The sequence below is a fragment of the Actinomadura formosensis genome (assembly GCF_050948385.1).
Taxonomy (GTDB): Bacteria; Actinomycetota; Actinomycetes; order Streptosporangiales; family Streptosporangiaceae; genus Spirillospora; species Spirillospora formosensis.
Map to the genome: position 1 here is coordinate 301,929 of NZ_CP192011.1, position 17,994 is coordinate 319,922.

At 70.5% G+C, this 17,994-nt stretch carries 15 protein-coding genes; 7 read left to right on the forward strand and 8 right to left on the reverse strand.

Annotated elements, in window-relative coordinates; genetic code table 11:
* Positions 1-18 precede the first annotated feature (18 nt).
* The 3 genes from ACQP1N_RS01435 to ACQP1N_RS01445 are packed head-to-tail and all read right to left on the reverse strand — an operon-like array spanning position 19 to position 3,690.
* Entirely contained in the window at positions 19-1,017 is a 999-nt protein-coding gene (locus ACQP1N_RS01435; protein WP_067795277.1) for an ABC transporter permease, read from the reverse strand.
* Positions 1,010-2,611, reverse strand: a complete 1,602-nt coding sequence (locus ACQP1N_RS01440; protein WP_067795273.1) for a sugar ABC transporter ATP-binding protein — start codon at positions 2,609-2,611, stop codon at positions 1,010-1,012. Before ACQP1N_RS01440 ends, ACQP1N_RS01435 begins: the two co-directional genes overlap by 8 nt.
* On the reverse strand, positions 2,608-3,690 hold the full coding sequence (locus ACQP1N_RS01445) for a sugar ABC transporter substrate-binding protein (RefSeq protein WP_165488290.1): 1,083 nt from the start codon (positions 3,688-3,690) through the stop codon (positions 2,608-2,610). The genes ACQP1N_RS01440 and ACQP1N_RS01445 overlap by 4 nt, the downstream gene beginning before the upstream one ends.
* Before the next feature lie 224 nt (positions 3,691-3,914).
* Here ACQP1N_RS01445 and ACQP1N_RS01450 point away from each other — a divergent pair, with 224 nt between their 5' ends.
* Positions 3,915-5,483, forward strand: a complete 1,569-nt coding sequence (locus tag ACQP1N_RS01450; protein ID WP_433228655.1) for a PucR family transcriptional regulator — start codon at positions 3,915-3,917, stop codon at positions 5,481-5,483.
* A gap of 66 nt (positions 5,484-5,549) precedes the next feature.
* Here the strand turns inward: ACQP1N_RS01450 and ACQP1N_RS01455 are convergent, their stop codons facing one another.
* The gene (locus ACQP1N_RS01455; protein WP_067795264.1) at positions 5,550-6,728 is read right to left on the reverse strand and encodes an acyl-CoA dehydrogenase family protein; all 1,179 of its coding nucleotides are present in this window, start codon (positions 6,726-6,728) and stop codon (positions 5,550-5,552) included.
* A gap of 139 nt (positions 6,729-6,867) precedes the next feature.
* On the opposite strand from ACQP1N_RS01455, the gene ACQP1N_RS01460 reads away from it, so the two are divergent.
* Both ACQP1N_RS01460 and ACQP1N_RS01465 read left to right on the forward strand, forming a co-directional pair.
* Positions 6,868-7,989, forward strand: a complete 1,122-nt coding sequence (locus ACQP1N_RS01460) for a CaiB/BaiF CoA transferase family protein (RefSeq protein ID WP_433228657.1) — start codon at positions 6,868-6,870, stop codon at positions 7,987-7,989.
* On the forward strand, positions 7,986-8,648 hold the full coding sequence (locus ACQP1N_RS01465) for a GntR family transcriptional regulator (RefSeq protein ID WP_242608542.1): 663 nt from the start codon (positions 7,986-7,988) through the stop codon (positions 8,646-8,648). Before ACQP1N_RS01460 ends, ACQP1N_RS01465 begins: the two co-directional genes overlap by 4 nt.
* A 73-nt stretch (positions 8,649-8,721) precedes the next feature.
* On the opposite strand, the gene ACQP1N_RS01470 is transcribed toward ACQP1N_RS01465, so the two are convergent.
* On the reverse strand, positions 8,722-9,273 hold the full coding sequence (locus tag ACQP1N_RS01470; RefSeq protein ID WP_433228659.1) for a TetR/AcrR family transcriptional regulator: 552 nt from the start codon (positions 9,271-9,273) through the stop codon (positions 8,722-8,724).
* A 74-nt stretch (positions 9,274-9,347) separates the two neighbouring features.
* Between ACQP1N_RS01470 and ACQP1N_RS01475 the strand changes: the two genes are divergently transcribed.
* Positions 9,348-9,782, forward strand: coding sequence for a hypothetical protein (locus tag ACQP1N_RS01475; protein WP_433228661.1), 435 nt, complete (start codon positions 9,348-9,350; stop codon positions 9,780-9,782).
* A gap of 200 nt (positions 9,783-9,982) precedes the next feature.
* Here the strand turns inward: ACQP1N_RS01475 and ACQP1N_RS01480 are convergent, their stop codons facing one another.
* The 3 genes from ACQP1N_RS01480 to ACQP1N_RS01490 all read right to left on the reverse strand — a co-directional run bounded on the left by ACQP1N_RS01480 (position 9,983) and on the right by ACQP1N_RS01490 (position 14,467).
* Positions 9,983-11,797, reverse strand: a complete 1,815-nt coding sequence (locus ACQP1N_RS01480) for an SPFH domain-containing protein (RefSeq protein ID WP_067795249.1) — start codon at positions 11,795-11,797, stop codon at positions 9,983-9,985.
* Positions 11,794-13,191, reverse strand: coding sequence for a TIR domain-containing protein (locus tag ACQP1N_RS01485; protein ID WP_433228662.1), 1,398 nt, complete (start codon positions 13,189-13,191; stop codon positions 11,794-11,796). The genes ACQP1N_RS01480 and ACQP1N_RS01485 overlap by 4 nt, the downstream gene beginning before the upstream one ends.
* A gap of 376 nt (positions 13,192-13,567) precedes the next feature.
* Positions 13,568-14,467, reverse strand: a complete 900-nt coding sequence (locus tag ACQP1N_RS01490) for a protein kinase domain-containing protein (protein ID WP_067795244.1) — start codon at positions 14,465-14,467, stop codon at positions 13,568-13,570.
* A 359-nt stretch (positions 14,468-14,826) separates the two neighbouring features.
* Between ACQP1N_RS01490 and ACQP1N_RS01495 the strand changes: the two genes are divergently transcribed.
* The 3 genes from ACQP1N_RS01495 (at position 14,827) to ACQP1N_RS01505 (ending at position 17,728) form a co-directional block, all read left to right on the forward strand.
* Positions 14,827-15,288 carry a toll/interleukin-1 receptor domain-containing protein gene (locus tag ACQP1N_RS01495; protein ID WP_433228664.1) on the forward strand — a complete coding sequence of 154 codons (462 nt, stop codon included), beginning with the start codon at positions 14,827-14,829 and terminating at the stop codon, positions 15,286-15,288.
* A gap of 145 nt (positions 15,289-15,433) precedes the next feature.
* Positions 15,434-16,918, forward strand: a complete 1,485-nt coding sequence (locus ACQP1N_RS01500) for a serine/threonine-protein kinase (protein WP_433228665.1) — start codon at positions 15,434-15,436, stop codon at positions 16,916-16,918.
* A gap of 333 nt (positions 16,919-17,251) precedes the next feature.
* The gene (locus tag ACQP1N_RS01505) at positions 17,252-17,728 is read left to right on the forward strand and encodes a nitroreductase family deazaflavin-dependent oxidoreductase (protein WP_433228666.1); all 477 of its coding nucleotides are present in this window, start codon (positions 17,252-17,254) and stop codon (positions 17,726-17,728) included.
* Positions 17,729-17,994: the final 266 nt, after the last annotated feature.

Consider the following 17,994-nt stretch of genomic DNA (forward strand, 5'->3'; position numbering starts at 1 on the left):
CCTCTTTCATCCGCTCGCTCACCGCGCCCTGCCGCCGTGCCCCTTGAGGGTGATGGCGACCGCGAAGAGCAGAACCGCCCCCTTCAGCAGGGGCTCGACGTAGAACGGCAGGCCGGACTGGTTGAGACCGGCGACGAGCACGGCCATCAGCAGCACCGCGATGATGGTGCCGACGACGTTCGGAACACCGATCCTGATGATCGTCGCGCCGAGGAACACGGCGGTGAACGCCGGGAGCAGGAACGCGGTCCCGATGGTGGGGTTGCCGGCGCCGAGCTTGGCGGTCTCGACGACCCCCGCGAACCCGGCCAGCGCGCCTCCGGCGGCCATGGTCCCGATCGTCAGCGCCCGGGTGGGCAGACCGGCGAGGTCGGCGGCGGACGGGTTGTCGCCGAGCGCGTACAGGTAGCGGCCCAGCGGCGTCTGCTCCAGCACCCACCAGACGGCGGCGGCGATGACGAGCGCCAGCACGAAGATCACCGGCACGCCGAACAGTTCGGAGTTCCCGAGGTCGGTGAAGGACGACGGGATGTGCTCGGTGAAGAGCCTTCCGTTGGTCCACCATTGGGCGATACCCAGGGCGATGCTGCCGGTGGCCAGCGTCGCGACGAGGGAGCTCACCCTGAACACCGCGACGGCGATCCCGTTGACGACGCCGACGAGCAGGCCCGTCGCCACCCCGGCCAGGCATGCCGTCCACAGGTTGAGCTGGAACTCCTGCAGCAGCCCGGTGACCGTGATCATCGAGAGCGTCAGGACGCTGGCTATCGACAGGTCGTAATGCCCGATGACCAGGGACACCAGCAGCGCCATCGCGAGGATGATGCCGACCGACTCGTTCGAGGCGATCGCCCGGTAGTTGTCGGCGCTGAAGAAGGTGATGTTGTAGATCGCGCTGAAGAAGACCGTCAGCACGACGAGCAGCTGGAGCCCGAGGAACCGGGGGTGCCCGATCGCCTTGAGCCTGCGCAGCAGCGATGCTCTTCCCCCGAGGGGGACGCTCTGGACGTCATGCACCGAAGGCACCTCTCACGGTCGCGGACGGGGGGTGCTCGTCATCGTGCGCGGGCTCCCAGCTGACCGCGTCGAGGAGTGCCTGCGCGCTCAGCCGGGGGCCGCTCAGCTGGAGGTCCAGTGACCGTCCTCGGATGACGTGTACCCGATGGCAGAGTGCGGCCAGCTCGTCGAAGTCGGAGCTGACCACGAGCGCCGCGCCGCCTCCGGCGGCATAGCGCCGGATCGCCTCATGGATCTGGGACTTGGCCTTCACGTCGACGGCCTGGGTGGGCTCGTCGACGAGGAGGACCGCCGGGTCGAGCCGCAGCCACCGCGCGATGACGGCCTTCTGCTGGTTCCCGCCGCTGAAGGTGGCGATCGACTGCATGGGGGCGCGGGGGTTGACGTCGTGGGCGTCCATGAGCCGCGCCGCCTCGGCGGCCTCGCGTCCGCGGTGGACGCGACCGCGTCTCGTGATCTTCTTCAGGTCGGGCAGCAGCAGGTTGGCGCTCGCCGGCAGGCCGGGGAACAGGGCCTGGCCCGCCCTGTCCTCCGGCACGTGCGCCAGCCCGGCGCGGCGCGCGTCGCGGATGTCGCCCGGCCGCACGGACCGGCCGCGCACCGACCACCGGCCGGCGCGGGGCGCCCTGGCCCCGGCCAGCACGTTCAGGAGTTCGGACCGTCCCGTGCCGAGCAGGCCGGCGATGCCGACGATCTCTCCCGCGTTCAGCCGGATGGTCACGTCCGAGAGCCGCGCGGTCTCGACCCCGCGCACGTCCAGCGCGGGCCGGTCGGGCTCGGCGGCGGGGGCCGGCGTCCCGTGCACCGGCGTCCCGCGCACCGGGGTGCCGGGCCGGGGCTGCTCCTCGCCGACGATGTGCCGGACGAGCCCGCCGTGGTCGAGATCGGCCGCCGCCGAATGATGGACCCTGGCCCCGTCGCGCAGGACCGTGACGTGGTCGGCCAGTTCGACCACCTCCGGAAGGCGGTGGCTCACGTAGAGCACGCTGATCCCGTTGAGGGTCACCGCGCGGACCAGGTCGAAGACCAGCTCCACCTCGTGCTCGGGCAGCGCGGCGGTGGGTTCGTCGAGGACGAGCACACGCGGCCGTGGCGCCCCTTCCGGATGCTGGAGGGCCGCGGCCACGGCGACCATGGTGCGTCCGACGGGGGACAGGGTGCCGACGGCACGGCGCGGGTCCAGCCGGAAACCGATGAAGTCGAGCGCGGCCTCCGCGTTCGCCTCCTCGGCCCGGCGGTTCGTGCGCATCCGTCCGCTGGTGACGAAGCGGCAGGCCAGTCCGATGTTCTCGGCGACGGTCAGCGCCGGGAACACGGTCGGCTTCTGGTGCAGGAACCGCAGTCCGAGCACGTAGGCCCGTGCCGGGCTCATCCGGGCCTCCCGCTGCCCGATGACCTCAAGCGTGCCGGCGTCGATCGAGTACGCGCCGGCGAGCATCTTGATGAACGTGCTCTTGCCCGATCCGTTGCTGCCCACGAGCGCGTGGACCCTGCCGGGCATGAGGTCCAGGTCCAGCCCGTGCAGGGCGACCTGGCCGGGGAACTCCTTGCGGAGTCCCCTGGCCCGGACGAGCGGCTCGTCGCCGGAGGTCAACCGATCCCCCACAGCTGGCGGTACTTGGGCCGGAAGTCGAGGTCGCCGTTCCACGTGCCGGGCTGGGCGGGCACGTTCTCGGCGGTGATGAGCTTGACCGGGACCTGCTCCGCCGCGGGCGCCGGGTCCTTGCCCTGCAGCAGCCGGTTCATCGCGTCGATGTCCGCCCAGCCGATCCAGTCCAGCGCGAACGCCACCGTCGCGGTCTGGCCGCACTTCTCCCGGATGCACTGGATGGCCTGGGACGTGCCGTCACCGGAGATCACCATGACGTCGGTCGCCCCGACGGCCTTGAGACCCTGCAGAACCGGCGGCACCGCCGCGTCGTAGGGGACGTACACGGCGTTCAGGCCGGGGTTGCGCCGGGCGATCTGCTGCGCGAGCTGCGGCACCCCGGTGCCGAGTTCGGAGAAGTTGAAGTTCGAGGTGCCGACCAGCTCGCACCCGCCGCACTTGCCGATCCGCGCGGCGAAGGCGTCGGTGCGCTGGTTGACGGCGGCGAACTCCTTGTCGGTCAGGAGCGCCACCTTCGCGCGCCCCTCGCTCTTGGAGATCACCAGATCGGCCGCGATCTCCCCGGTCTTCACCCAGGCGGCCTTGGTCGGGTTGTCCGCGAAGTCGACCAGGTCGGACGGCGGCGACGAGGACGCGACGATCTTGATGCCGGCCTTGCGGGCCCGCTCGACCGCCCCCTTCACGCTGGACGGGTCCACCGCGAAGGTGACGATGCCGTCGGGCTTGAGGCTGATGGCCTGCAGGATTGCCGCGCTCTGACCGTCGGCGGTACCCTTCCCGTCAATGACCGTGGCCTTCCAGCCGAGCGCCTCGGCAGCGGCTTTCGCGCCGGCCGCCGGCTGCGCACAACCCTCGCCCGCCTGCGCGCACGGGATCAGCACGACCGACTTGCGCTTCAGCGCCGGGGGCGAGGACTCCGGGACGCCCGAGGTCACCTCGGCGGACGCCTGCTTCACGGTGGCGGCGGCTTCGGAGAGGACGGACGAGTCGGTGCCGCCACCGCTTCCCTCGGACGTCTGGGACTGGCACCCGGCCAGGGCCCCGATCGCGAGCAGCGTCACCACCGTGGCGCCCCGGCGACGCCATCGCCTGGGACCGCGAGAGTCTGTAGTGGTTGTCATTGGATTCCTCCAGGTCGGGGTACCCGAGAGCACCGGCGGTCCCAGAAGTGTCAGCGAGCCCGGCATGGCCGCACATCGTGCCGACCACGAAGAGCGGCAGACCATTTCTCGTTATCTCCGAAGCCGGTGCGGCACGCGACCCCACCTGGGCGCGGAGAGGACACACCATGTCCGACCAGGTCCCCGTCCCGGCTGAGCCCCGTCCGCGGCGCGGGGGCGTGCTGCTGTCGGACCTGATGGCCGTGCCGCGGTTCGGCCTGGTCCTGCACACCGCCCACGCGCGCGCGTCCACGACGGTCGCGCTGGGCGCGCACTCGGTCGAGATCGCCGAACCGACGCGCTGGCTGTCCCCCGGCTGGATCGTGATCACCACCGGCATGCGGCTGCGGGCGAACGTCCAGGCGCAGCGCGCGCTCGTGCGGGAACTCGCCGGCCGGGGCATGGCGGCGCTCGGCTACGCCAGCGGGGTGCAGACCCGCGGCGTGCCGGCGGCGCTGATCGACGAGGGCGAACGGCTGGACTTCCCCGTCTTCGAGATCCCGCTGGAGACCGCGGTGGTCGACGTGATCGACCACGTGCGCCGCTGCGCGCTCCGGGACGACCCCGAGTTCCTCCAGCAGATGGTGGACACGCACGCCCACCTGGCCGGCATCACCGAGGCGTTCGACCACCCGCCGGACGAGAGCCCGGAACACGCGCTCATGCGGCGGCTGGGGATGCTGGTGTCGGCCCGGCTGAGCATCACCGACGAGGCCGGCACGCAGACATGGCCCGAACCGGCGCGGCTCCCGCGTTCGCTGTTCGGCCTGCTCGAACAGGCCGCGCACGACGACATAGTGACCCTGCCGTCACCGGGCGGCAGGACGTCGATGGCGTTCCCGATCGCCTACGGCCGCCGCCGCTACGGCTGGATCCTCGCCTCCTGGCAGCACGACCCCGACCCGCGTGACGTCCCCCTCATCAGGGCGGTCGCGAATCTGGCCTCGTTCCTCCACGGCACGCACGACCTCAGCCCGGCGCACCTGAGCACGCTCCAGCACGAGCTGCTCGTCCGGCTGCTGCAAGGACGGCCCTACTCGGAGGACCTGGTCGAGCGCGCCGGCCTTCTGGGCTTCATCGAAGGGGAGGACCGGCGCGTCCTGCTGGTGACCGCGGAGCGGAACCCGCACCTCGCGTGGCAGAACCTGTCGAAGAGCCTCGTGCACATGCGCATCCCGCATCTGTCCCTGCGGCAGGAGGACTGGACCATCGCGCTGGTGCAGGCTTCGGACGAGACGCTGCACGGGCTGCTGGACCACATCACGGGGATGACGGTCCTCGTGGGCCGCGGCGTGACCAGGCTGGGGGACTTCAACCTCTCCCATGAGAGCGCGATGTTCCTGCGGATGCGCGGCCCGCGCGAAGACGACGAACAGCCGGGTGTCCGGTGGTGGGAGGACCTGACCATCTCGGCGTGGATGTTCTCCTCCGCCGACGGCGACGAGCGGAGGCGGCGGGCCGAGCGTTTCCTGGCGCCGCTGTCCGGCCAGCCGCTGCTGCTCGACGCCGTCACCGCCTTCCTCGAACACGACCTGGACGTCTCCGCGGCGTCCAAGTCACTGTTCCTGCATCCGAACTCCCTGCGTTACCGGCTGGGGCGCGCCGAGTCGCTGCTGGGCGGGACCCTCCGCCAGCCCATGCTGATCGCCGACCTGTACGCCGCCCTCGTGGAGGTCGGCCGGCTGCCGCCCCGCTGAGGCGTGGCCCCGCCGGGGCGCCCACCGGACCCGGCCGGGCCGGCGGCGCCGGCCCGGCGGGATCGGTCACGCGAAGGCGCTGTGTCCGGTGAGCGCACGCCCGATCACGAGGGTGTGGATCTCGGAGGTCCCCTCGTAGGTGAGCACCGATTCGAGGTTGGCCGCGTGGCGGATCACCGGGTACTCCAGGGTGACGCCGTTCGCGCCGAGGACGGTGCGGCAGGTGCGGGCGATGTCGAGGGCCTCGCGCACGTTGTTGAGCTTGCCGACGCTGACCTGGTCGGACGTCAGGGAGCCCGCCTCCTTGAGCCGCCCGAGGTGCACGGCGAGCAGCAGCCCCTTGCCCAGTTCCAGCACCATGTCGGCGAGCTTCTGCTGGGTGAGCTGGAACGAGGCGAGCGGCCGGGCGAAGATCTCGCGGTCCGACGCGTAGGAGATCGTCGTCTCCAGGCAGTCGAGCGCGGCGCCCAGCACACCGAAGATGATCCCGAAGCGGGCCTCGTTCAGGCAGCCCAGCGGGCCGCCCAGGCCGCGGGCGCCGGGAAGCAGCGCGCTGCCGGGCAGCCGCACGCCGTCCAGCACCAGTTCGCTGGTCACGCTGGCGCGCAGCGACAGCTTGCCCTCGATGTCGTTCGCCGTGAACCCCGGCGTGCCGGCCGGGACGAGGAACCCGCGGATCCCCTCGTCGGTCTGCGCCCAGACCACGGCGATGTCGGCGATGGAGCCGTTGGTGATCCACATCTTGGTGCCGTCCAGCACCCAGTCGTCCCCGTCGCGCCGGGCGCGGGTGCGCATCCCGGCCGGGTCGGAGCCGAAGTCGGGCTCGGTGAGGCCGAAGCAGCCGATGCTCTCGCCCGCCGCCATCGCGGGCAGCCACTCCTTCTTCTGCTCCTCGCTGCCGTACCGCCAGATCGCGTACATCGCGAGGGAGCCCTGCACGGAGACGAGGCTGCGCACCCCCGAGTCGGCGGCCTCCAGTTCCAGGCAGGCGAGCCCGTAGGAGACCGCGCCGAGCCCCGCGCACCCGTATCCCTCCAGGTGCATGCCGAGCAGGCCGAGGGCTCCGAACTCGCGGGCCAGCTCGTGCGCGGGAAGCCGGCCCTCCTCGAACCAGCGGGCCAGGTTCGGGCGCACCTGGTCGGCGCACAGCCGCCGCACCGCCTGCCTGATGTCGCGTTCCTCCTCGGTCAGCAGCCCGTCGACGGCGAACAGCGCGGTCGGGTGGGTCTGGGGTCGCATGCTCATGACGCCTCACTTCCGGGTAGATTGGATCCAGTATTGATTATCCAATCACTCTCCCGCTAGTTTCACGAGGTGTGGATATCTCGAACCTGATGGACGGTCGGCGCGCCGGCGACGGAACAACGTGCTGTGTGGTGCCCGCATGAGCGACAGGGCACTCTCAGGCGTGCTCATCGCCGACTTCAGCCGGGTCCTGGCCGGGCCGTACGCGACGATGCTGCTGGCTGATCTCGGCGCGGAGGTCGTGAAGGTCGAGCGCCCCGGAGGCGGCGACGACACCCGTTCGTGGGGCCCGCCCTACGCCGACGGGGAGGCCACCTACTTCCTCTCCGTCAACCGGAACAAGAGGTCGATCGCGCTCGACCTCCAGGACCCGGACGACCTGGAGGTGGCCCGCGCGCTCGTCTCACGCGCGGACGTCCTCGTGGAGAACTTCCGGCCGGGCACGATGGACCGCCTCGGACTCGGCTGGGAACGGGCGCGCGAGCTCAATCCGGGCCTGGTCTACTGCTCCATCACCGGATTCGGCGCGGACAAGGGCGCCGGGCTGCCCGGTTACGACCTCATCGCGCAGGCCGTCGGCGGCCTGATGAGCGTCACCGGCGACGGCGCGACCAAGACCGGTGTCGCGCTCGTCGATGTGATCACGGGGCTGCACGCCTCCCTGGGCGTGCTGGCGGCGCTGCGGCACCGCGACCGCACCGGCGAAGGCCAGCGGGTCGAGGTCTCACTGCTGAGTTCGCTGCTGTCCGCGCTGGTCAACCAGGCGTCGGCGTACGTCGCGGCCGGTGCGGTGCCGCAGGCCATGGGCAACCGGCATCCCAGCATCGTCCCGTACGAGGTGTTCGAGACCGCCGACCGGCCGATGGTGATCGCCGCGGGCAACGACCGCCAGTTCCGCGTCCTGTGCCGGGTGCTGGAACGTCCGGACCTCGCCGACGACCCCCGCTTCGCCACCAACGCCGGCCGGGTCGCGGCCCGCGAACCGCTCGTCGAGGCGCTCACCCGGTCCCTCGCCCGGCGGACCGCCGACGAATGGTTCACCGCGCTCACCGAGGCCGGCGTGCCCTGCGGGCCGATCAACGACATCGCCGCCGCCTTCGACCTCGCCGCGGAGCTGGGCCTCGACCCCGCCGTCCGGGTGGACGGCGTCGGCCAGGTCGCCAACCCGATCAGGCTCGGCGCCACCCCGCCCGCCTACCGGCTGGCGCCGCCGCCGCTCGGGCGGGACGACGCCTGGGTCCGTGAGATATTGGAGCGGTGAACCCGGTGGAAGGTCGGCGCAGACCCCCCACGGCCCAGCAGTTCGTTCTCGGCGAGCTCCGCCGTGCCATCACGACCGGGCGGCTGCGTCCGGGCGCGCCGATCCGGCAGGACACGCTCGCCGACGAACTCGGCGTCAGCCGCGTCCCGCTCCGCGAGGCCCTCAAGACGCTGCAGGGCGAAGGGCTCGTCACCTACCACGCCCACCGCGGCTACTTCGTCGAGGAACTGTCGCTGGACGACCTGCGCGAGGTCTACCGGATCCGGGAGATCCTGGAGGCCGAGGCGGTGCGCCAGGCCGTGCGGCACCTCACCGACGAGGACCTCGACGTCCTGGAGAAGGCACAGCTGGAGGTCGAACGCGCCGAGGCCGCCGGCGACATCCTCCAGATGACCGAGGCGAACCGCACGTTCCACATGACGCTGTACGAGTACGCGGGAATGCCGCGCCTGACCCGGCTGATCGGCTCTCTCTGGGACGCCACCGACGCCTACCGCTCCATCTACTACGGCGACGGCGGCAACCGCTCGCGCGTCGTCGCCGAGCATCAGGCCACGTTGCAGGCCCTGCGCCGGCGCGACGCCGACGCCGCGGTCGAAATCCTCGACGAACATCGCGCCCGCGCCGTCGCCGCCCTCGAATCCCTCATGGCTCATTGAGCGGAACGCGAAGTCGTGTGAATGCCGTGGCGCAACGCCCGGTCGCCGCGTAGCGACTGTCGCGTTCCCGCGGCTATCTCAGAAGATCGGCGAAGGCGTCGGCGGCGGCGTCGGTGCGGGCGGGGTCGGTGCTGATGAGCCGGCTGAGCAGGAGCCCGTCGAGGGTGTCGAGGATGAGGTCGGCGAGGGCGGGGACCTGCGCCCGCGGCGTGCCGAGGTCGGTGAGGGTCTCCCGCAGCATGGCCAGCCACGGCTCGCGTATCCGCTGCTGGGCGGTGCTCCAGCGGTCTGGTTCGTGCAGCGCCAGGACGCACATCTCCAGGTAGAGCCGGATGGGGCCGGCGGCGTCGGAGCCGGTCAGCGCCCGCCAGGCGTGGCGGACGAATTCCCCGGGGCTTCGGGCGGGCGGGGCGGCCTCGGCCATGGCCTGGAAGGACGCGGCGAATCGTTGGTTCGCCAGTGCGACCACGGCGGTGATCAGTCCGTCCTTGCTGCCGAAATGGTAGATCAGCATGCGGTCGCTGGTGCCCAGTGCGGCGGCGAGGGGGCGCAGCGAAAGGCCGATCAGCCCGTGAGCGAGCACATGGTCGAGGGCCTTCTCGGTGAGTTCGGTGCGGCGGTCCACGCACGCCAGTGTAGCGACCGCTTCACACCGCATGTAGCAGTCGCTACACTGCGGACGGGAAGGGAGAAATCACAATGGAGGCGTCTACAACGACATTCACCACGACTTCTGGCGTGCGCCGGCTGCTGCGCCTGGACGCGGGGCTGGAGACGGTGTTGACCGTGGTGTGCGTGGTGCTGGCCTACGGACTGTGGGGCACCGACGGGTGGCGTGTGCCGTCCTGGCTGTCCACACCGGTGTTGCTGGTGGTCGCATTCGTCCTGCTCCTGGCGGCCGTGGTGTTGTGGTGGCTGAGCGGCCGCCCCGCCCCCGCCGCCGTCCGCGCCGTCGCCGTCGCCAACGGCGTCACGGCTCTGACCTTCCTCGCCTGGGCGATCATCGGCCTGGGCGCCGGCATCCAGTTGCGCATCCTGCTGGCGGCAACCACCGTCCTGCTCGGCGTACTCGCCACCACGCAATATGCCTGGACGATCCGCCCATCCGAAAAAGCCGCGCTCCCCACCCCCTAGAACGGACCAGGACACGTGCCACCTCCCTGGGCCGCCGCGTGGTCCGCATCGCTCCACCCCTCCCGCCCGGTCACTTGAATTCGATCTTGGGCTGGTTCCGGGTGGTTTGGGGATGGGCGCCTATCACGACCGTGTTCCTGGGCCGGGCGTCTTGCGCATTCCCCCTCGGGGAGGGGCGAGCGGCCACCCCGTATTTGAGATCAGCTCGTGGGCTCCCCCGATGACTCCTCGCCTTCGAGGATCTCTGGAGGGGTCTCGCCGCCGCGAACCTGGGGGGACGCTTCGCCGTCACGGATTTGCTCTATCCGCAGCAGCAGCTCCCGCACCACGTTCATGGGCATCGATTCCAGGTAGCCCGACAGGTCGCCGCCCATGTAGGACGGCACCGGCAGCTTGGACATCTCCTGGATCATCCTGGTGATCCGCACATGTTCCAGCCCCAGCAGTTCGGCCTCGGCCTGGATGTGCTGGATGGCGCGACGCTTCTCGGTCTCCATCTTCTTCAGGTCGATGGCGACCTGCTTGTCGGTGTTCACCTGCTCCTGGTCGAGCACTTCACTCTCGGTTTCGGCGACGAAGGTCCGCTGCCGTTCGGCGTAGTACACCTGGTCCAGAGAGGTGACCCGCTCGATGTTGGTGCGCACGGCTTCCACATCCCACGCCTTCAGGGCGTTGCGCACCTGGGAGCTGAGATTGGTGCGGATGTCGAGAACCCCCGACAGGAACTCCTTGACCGTGGAACCCGCCGCGATCTCGAGAAGATACGTCTCCACGGTGGCCCCGAGCACCCGTTCCACAAAACGCTGAACCGGCTGCGGGTCGTCCACCAGCGCGCCACCGGCCAGCCGGCCCGCGTTCGGCGAGCTGCCGAACTCGCTGATCAGCCGAGGCGCCACCGCAGACGGGATCCGCAGGGATTGCGAGACCTCGACCCGCAGCGTGATCCCCTGGCTGGTCATCAGATCCAGTTCGTGCAACCGCCCGTCGTACTGGCCCTGTTTGACGGCGTCCTTCTTGTTCCACTCCATGTTGAGCAGATAGGTGGGCACCAGCAGCACCCGGACGAACCACGGGTTGAGTGAGCAGGTCATCCCCTCCTTGAGGGTCTCCTGCTGCACGCCGCGACGCCCGCCGTTGGCCAGAAACACCCAGGGCAGCCGGAAATCGCGATGCCCCCCGATCGCGGGCCCCACCGTCTCGTTCTCACGCGGCTCCGCCCCGTCGGTGATGATCACCACTCCGGTATGGCCGACCGGGATGGTGGTATCCCTGAGCTGCTCGGCGGTCAGCCCCTCTCTGCCCTCCCCCACGTTCTCGACGGTGATCACCTCGAACACGTCCGGGTTGATGTCGTAGTAGGCGCCTCCGGAGAGCACCGCCAGCTGCCGCCCCATCTCCCCACCGCCGCGCAGGAAGGTCTCGGCGTCCTGGAAGTCGTCGCACGGCACATGCTCGGCGAACGGCTGGCCGGGCTGGCGAACTCGTCCCACCTTGGCCATCACCAGCCCGACCGTCGCGGCCGGCACATAGGTGCGCGGCACCGTCCGCACCTCGAACAGTTCGGTGTTGAGGTAGTAGGAGGCGCCGCCGGCCAGCGTCGTCGCCTGCGGCCCCTGCTCGCCGCCGTGCAGCAGGAAGGACTCCCCGTTCTGGAAGTGGTCACAGTCCACGCCCGCCGGCAGCAGCGCCACCGCGCGGTCGCGCGGGCGCTGGCGGCCCTCGCGCGCGGTGACCAGCCCGATCATGCCTTCGGGGATGTGGATCCGCGGCACGGGCTCCACGGTGTAGAACCCGGGCATCAGCCAGACCGGCCGCTGCGGGGAGAGGGTGCGCGCCAGCACTCCTCGCGCGTTCGAGGGCACCACCCGCCGGTACGCGGGATCGGGGTGGGGACGGCCCCGCACGCGCCGGACGACGCCGACATGGTCGATCGGCACGACGTGCCGGCCCAGCCGGTAGAGGTAGCCGGCGCCGGCGGCGAGCGCGGCCGGCACCAGGAAAATCAGGATGGTCACGATCGCACTCCGCACTCGCGTAGCCGGGCATGGACGGTCAGCACCGTCTGGGTCCACTGGTCGTACCAGTCCATGTGCTGCTCGCTGCGCGGGTTGCGCAGCGTGGGGAAGAAGCCGGGCCGGCCCATGGCCCGGGCGGCGAACTCCCGGTAGGCGGGGATCGCCTCGTCCGCCGACGAACGCCAGCCGAGCTTGGTCGACAGGGTCAGGAATTCGGTGTGCCGTCCGCCGTTGATCGGGGCGATGGCGGTCTGGGCGCGGAACCCCATCCGACCGTCCGAGGCCGCCGCCCACAGCGCGTCCGCCCCGGACAGCAGCGCGCACGGCAGACCGGCGCCGTCCCGCCGCCGCAGCCAGCCGGAGTCGAGCCGGTCCGCGGCCTCCAGCAGCAACGACGTCGTCAGCAGGTCGGCGTGCTCGATCTCCCGCTCGGCCAGCGCGGCCCGGAGCCGTTCCAGCGACACCGCCGCGGGGACGTGCACGGACGGGACGACGGTCGAGGGCTCGGGCAGCACGTCCGCCTGCGCGACCGGACGTCCGCTGAGCGCCGCCTCGTGGAGCCGGCCGAGCTGCGCCAGGGCGCCATCGTCCAGGGGGCCGCCGGTGCGCGCGTCCGCCCACCACAGGTCGGCCAGCAGGTAGTGCCGGTCGCCCTCCAGCAGGACCGGGAGGAACAGGCGGCCGTGCCACTGGCCTTCCAGGATCATCCTGGTGATGTCGTCGGAGTCCTGCGCGGCGGAGGACATCACCACCACGATCACCGTCGCGTACCGGAGTTGCCGCCGGATCGCCCAGACATGCCGGTCGCCGGGCCGCAGGCTCCGCACCGACCAGACCGGCAGGCCCGCCCGGCCGATCCGCTCCACCAGCCGCCTGCCGTATTCGGCGTCCGCGGGGGCGTAGCAGACCACGACGGAACGCTGCTCGGGCTCGGTCAGCGGACGGGGCGGGGCCGCAAGCACCGTCTCCTCGGGAACGCCCGCCGTCTGCTTCCCCAGCAGCGTGCGTGCCAGGTCGGCGGCCTTGTCGTCGAACGCCTGGCCGGTGGCCTTCCCGAAGTCCACCCAGACCCAGTCCCGGGCGAACGGGGGGATCGGCGCGCCGCCGAAGGTGACGGGGACGAACGGCAGGCCCCGCTCCGCGCATGACTGCAGCAGTGCGGAGTACTCCGTCAGCGCCCACCCGTCGTTTCCGTTGCCGGCCAGGCCGGGGCCGAACACCGCGATCCCGGCGGTGGTGTCCCGAATGGCCTGCTCCAGGGTGTGCACGACGCCGTCGCCCGGCAACATGAGCTCGTCGAAGAAGACCCGCAGACCGTGCCGGGTGAGCTGCTGCCAGAGCATCCGGGTCCATTCGGCGTCCCGCCGCCCGTATGCCAGGTACGCCTCGGCCACACCAACACCCCTTCCCCCTGGGGATGGCGACCGGGTCAGCGGTCGAAAGCCACACAATCCATCCGGGCGATGGTCTGGTGAACCGGGATCGCAACGGATGGGTGGGACCACCGGACCTTGCCGTCAGTTTACGGAGAATAACCCGACCGTGACAATTGATCGAAGATTCTTCCTTATCGGAGCAGCAGAAATATCACTCGACCGGGACCGTTTCCTATATATGTGCAAGTCGAACCGTATTCGGTGACGTGGGCGTCGGAGCCGCTGCCCGGGAAGCGCGCGGAGGAGTCGATGATCCGCTTAAGGGTATTTCCAGTGCCGCGCGTCCGTTCCGTGCCGAATCGGCTCTTCGGCACCATGCCCCCTCCAGCGACGGCTACGGCATCGGCGGACGCGGGGCCGGGGGTGGGAAGGGTTGGATGAAGGGGGCCGCTCGTTCGGCCAGGGCTCGGCGGCCCCGGGACTCCCAGTCGGGGCCGTAGGTCGCCTTGGCCAGTGCGTCGATCTTCGTTGGCGAGAGGTCGCGGGGTGGTTCTTTGGCCAGGGCCTCGGCCAGGAGGGGGCGCAGGGGGACGGGAAGGACCTCCAGCGGGCGAGCCGCCGTTGTGTGCGCGCTCATGAGGCTGAAGAGGGCCGAACGGCGGAACGGGGAGCGGCCTGTCAGGCATTCGAACAGGACGCACCCCAGGGAGTAGCAGTCGGCGGCCATCGAATCGGGTTCGTGCCGCCACAGCTCGGGGGCCCGGTAAAGGAAATCCGGCTCCTCGATCGTTCCCAGGGCCAGGCCGGTGAGGAGGATCCGGCCCTCGTCCGTGGCGATCATCCGATGCGGGGCGAGCACGTTGGGACGCACGCCGTGCCTGTGCGCGGCGGCCAGCCCGAGGCGGGCGTCCTTGGCCACGACCAGGGCGGCCTCGGGGGCCAGCGGCGTGTTGCGCTGGAGGAGCCGGCGGAGGTCGGCGCCCGCGACCGCCTCGTAGACCAGGGCCCCGCCGTACCCGGTGCCCACATGGAGGTCAGGACGGGCGAGGCGGGGATCGGTGACGAAATCCTGAAAGGGGAGTACCCGCGGGTCGGACACTTCCGCGAGTCTGGTCAGTTGCGTACGAAGCTCCGGATATCGCTTGCGATTGGCCAGGACGCGCATTGGAACGTACCGGAGGACGGCGCGGGCCCCGGTGACGCTTTCCTCGACCAGGACGACCGCGTCGCCGAGCCGCAGGACCTCGTCATACCCTGCGGCCTTCCAGAGCCATGCCGACCGACGTGGCACCACGGCATCCCCTCCCCGCCGAGTCTTCCGCCCGGACGCGCCTCGCCACGATATGGCCAGACCGGCACCGAAACGATCTGTTCTGTAGTGCCGGCGTGCGGACAGCGGGGAATCCGGCCGGGATAGCGTTCTGCAGAGCCCCTTCCCGGTGCCGCGTCACTAATCGTGTCCACAATTGGACAGGGGTGGGCGGATGCGGCGATCGCCCACTGCCACCAAGCATGGCGGCCTACGCTTTTGTCATGGGGATAGTGGGCTCCGTTGCACCGGTAATCGCGGCTCTCGCGGGAGTAGTGGGCGCCTTTTTCACCTGGGTGGGGGTGCGGCATCAGCTAAGGCGGCCAAAGCGGCGGGTGCCGCCGTTGCCGAGTCCCGGGGACGGGCGGGACGGCGGCTATGACGCGTTCATCGCCTACGCGGAGGAGGACACCGCCTGGGTCACCGGCTTCATCCAGCGGCTCCAGGCCAAAGGCGTGAAACTCGCCTACGACAAGGTCGTTCTGCAACCCAGCAAAAAGATCACCCATACCCTCGAACAGGCGGTGCTGGAATCCACGCACGGGATCATCGTCTTCGGTAAGGCGTCCAAGTCACCGCACTGGGTCGAGGCGATGTACGAGACGCTCATGCGGCGGTCCATCGAGCAGGACCGCAAGTTCGTCCCGGTCCTCATCGCGGATGTCCAGCTCAGGGAGTTCGCCAACAACCATGTGCCGGCGGATTTCCGCGGCCTGGCCGAGGACGAACCCCGGTACGACCACCTGGTCGACCTGGTGGCGCAGGCCGTTCGCCGACGCGGGACGCCGCAGGCATCGGCGAGTTGAGGCGAAGGCCGAAGACCTGGTCGCCGCCCGCATGGGGTGCCGATCGGTGGTGACTGCTCAGCCCGTTCATGACGCTTGTGGAACGCCGCCTCGCTGAGGGCGGGCTACCATCGCGGGGCGTCGCACGCTCCCACCGGAGGCCCCCATGCCGCAGGGAACACCGCTGGAGCCCGGAGATCCTGCCAGCGTCGCCGGATACCGGGTGACCGCCCGTCTGGGCAGCGGGGGCCAGGGCACGGTGTTCCTGGGCCAGGCGTCCGACGGGGCGCTGGTCGCGATCAAGTTGCTGCATACGCGTTTGGACGGTGCTTCCAGGGCGCGGGTCCGCTTCGCCCGCGAGATCGGTACGGCCCGGCGGGTGGCGTCGTTCTGCACCGCCCGGGTGCTGGCCGCCGATGTGGAGGGCGACGTCTCGTATCTGGTCAGTGAGTTCATCGACGGTCCGACGCTGTCGCAGGCGGTGCGCCGACGTGGCCCGCTGACCGGGGACGATCTGCATCGGCTGGCCGTGGGCACGGCCACGGCGCTGGTCGCCATCCATGCCGCCGACGTGGTGCACCGTGACTTCAAGCCGTCCAACATCCTTTTAGGCGATCAGGGGCCACGGGTGGTGGACTTCGGCATCGCCCGCGCCATGGACGCCATCAGCACCCTGACCAGCCAGGTGATCGGTACGCCCGCCTACATGGCGCCCGAACAGGTCGCCGCACGGCCGGTCGGTCCGGCCGCCGACATCTTCGCCTGGGGCGCCACCCTGATCTTCGCCGCCACAGGCCGGGCACCGTTCGGCCAGGACAGCGTCCCGGCCGTTTTCCAGCGCGTCCTCACCCAGGACCCCAACCTGGGTGACCTGCCCGAACCGCTGCGCGCCATCGTCGCCTCCTGCCTGGCCAAGGACCCGGCCGACCGTCCCACCGCCGAGCAACTCCTGCACCGCCTCCTGCACGGCACCGCTACCCCATCCGCCGCCACCCCCGCGGCCGATCCGCGGGAGATGGCCGTGGCCACCCGGCCCACCGATGAGACGACGCGGCCGAGCCCCCGGGTGGGGACGCGCCGCCTGCGCGTCCCCACATCCGCGGGGACCACGGTGAATTGGAAGCCCCGCCAATCGTGGGCGACGTTCGTCCTTTACGCGCTCGCGGGCGTGGTCCTGCTCACCTACGCGATCACCACGCTGCTCGAAGGCCAAGGTGCGCAGAAGGGATGGGCGGTTCCGGTGGGGTTGGGCAGCCTCCTGTCCTTCGTGAGCGCCTACGGGGCGTCCACCCGGCCACTCAACGTGAGGGCGGCCGAGATCGCCGTCCGTGACGCCGGGATCATCGCGACGCTCGACGGCCACCGGCTGGAATGGGCCTGGGGCGACATCGAGCAAGTGGCCATCCAGCCGCTCGGCAACTCCCGGATCTGGGGCCGCATGGGGAAGTTCTGCGGTATCCACGTCGTCCCGGCACCGGGGGCCCGCCTGAACCGGCTCACGGCCTGGCAGCGCTATCCCGTCTGGGGCCTGCGGACCAAACCCGGCTGGAAACTCCTGATCCCCCTCGGCCGCGTTGACGACCCGCACGTTGCAAAGATCGAGAAGGCGCTGAGCCGCTACGGCCGGGAAGGCTGGACTCCCCACAACTGAGCCGGCCTTCCGTTCTCGTAGGCGGTCAGGCGGAGTTCACTGCTGTGCCCCACCAGCAGGCGCGACCGGGATGCCCGCTGAACATCATCACTCAGGAACACGACGATCGTCGGACCACCCGCTTCATCCTCCTTGGTGAGGACGGTTCTCAACCCGTGAAGACCGCGCGGAGGGACGCTGGGAGGGGGCCGTCCCTCCGCGCCTTGCCGACCTCGGCCGCCCCGTGCCGATGCTTGCGCCTTCGAGGTCTCCGGCCATGAAAGCGGGACGCGGGCTGCGCATCCGTGGCCGGAACGGCACACTGGGCACCATCCCCGGAGGACGGAGTGAACGGTGCCCAGCAGCAGGCCGAAGTTCTTCGATTCCGCGCTGTTCGTCCCTGCGATGAAGGTCGTCACCCGCGGACATGTCGCACTCTTCCGGGCCACCGGCGGACGCGTCGGCGGCCGGTTCCGTTTCGGCAGCGCCTTCCCGTCCGGGGTCCCCGTCTGCCTGCTCACCACCCTCGGCCGCAAGTCCGGCAAGCCGAGGACGATGGCGCTGCTGTACCTCCCGGACGGCGACCGCGTCGTCCTCGTCGCCTCCCGAGGGGGAACGGGGCGGCACCCTCAGTGGTACCTGAACATCGACGCCAATCCGAAGGTCGCGGTCCAGCCGGGCCGCCGCCCGCGGCCGATGATCGCCCGCACCGCCGAAGGCGATGAACGCGCCGACCTCTGGCGGCGGCTGGTCGACCTCTACCCCGAGTACGCCGACTACCAGCGCTGGACCGACCGCACCATCCCGGTCGTCATCTGCGAACCGACCTGACCAACCCCACCGTCAACGTGTGCGGTGCTTCAACCGTCCACCTGGCATTGGGGCGGCGCCAGACCGGGAGCCCGTCATCCATGTCCGCGAGTCCTTGGCCGACGGCGTTCGAGGTGCCCGCCTGTCAGGGGATCTCCGTGTCCGCCCTGATCAACCATTCGAAGAGGCGCCGTTCGGCGCATCCACCAGGAGTGGAGGAGCGCATAGAAGCCGATCAGGCTTGCGATGAGGCTGATCGGCCATGTGACCATCAGGACATGGCTGAC

Excerpts from the sequence above, each read along its gene's own strand:
- ACQP1N_RS01455 (WP_067795264.1), bottom strand. The coding sequence starts at position 6,728 with ATGAGCATGCGACCCCAGACCCACCCGACCGCGCTGTTCGCCGTCGAC.
- ACQP1N_RS01450 (WP_433228655.1), top strand. The coding sequence starts at position 3,915 with ATGTCCGACCAGGTCCCCGTCCCGGCTGAGCCCCGTCCGCGGCGCGGG.
- ACQP1N_RS01460 (WP_433228657.1), top strand. The coding sequence starts at position 6,868 with ATGAGCGACAGGGCACTCTCAGGCGTGCTCATCGCCGACTTCAGCCGG.
- ACQP1N_RS01500 (WP_433228665.1), top strand. The coding sequence starts at position 15,434 with ATGCCGCAGGGAACACCGCTGGAGCCCGGAGATCCTGCCAGCGTCGCC.
- ACQP1N_RS01475 (WP_433228661.1), top strand. The coding sequence starts at position 9,348 with ATGGAGGCGTCTACAACGACATTCACCACGACTTCTGGCGTGCGCCGG.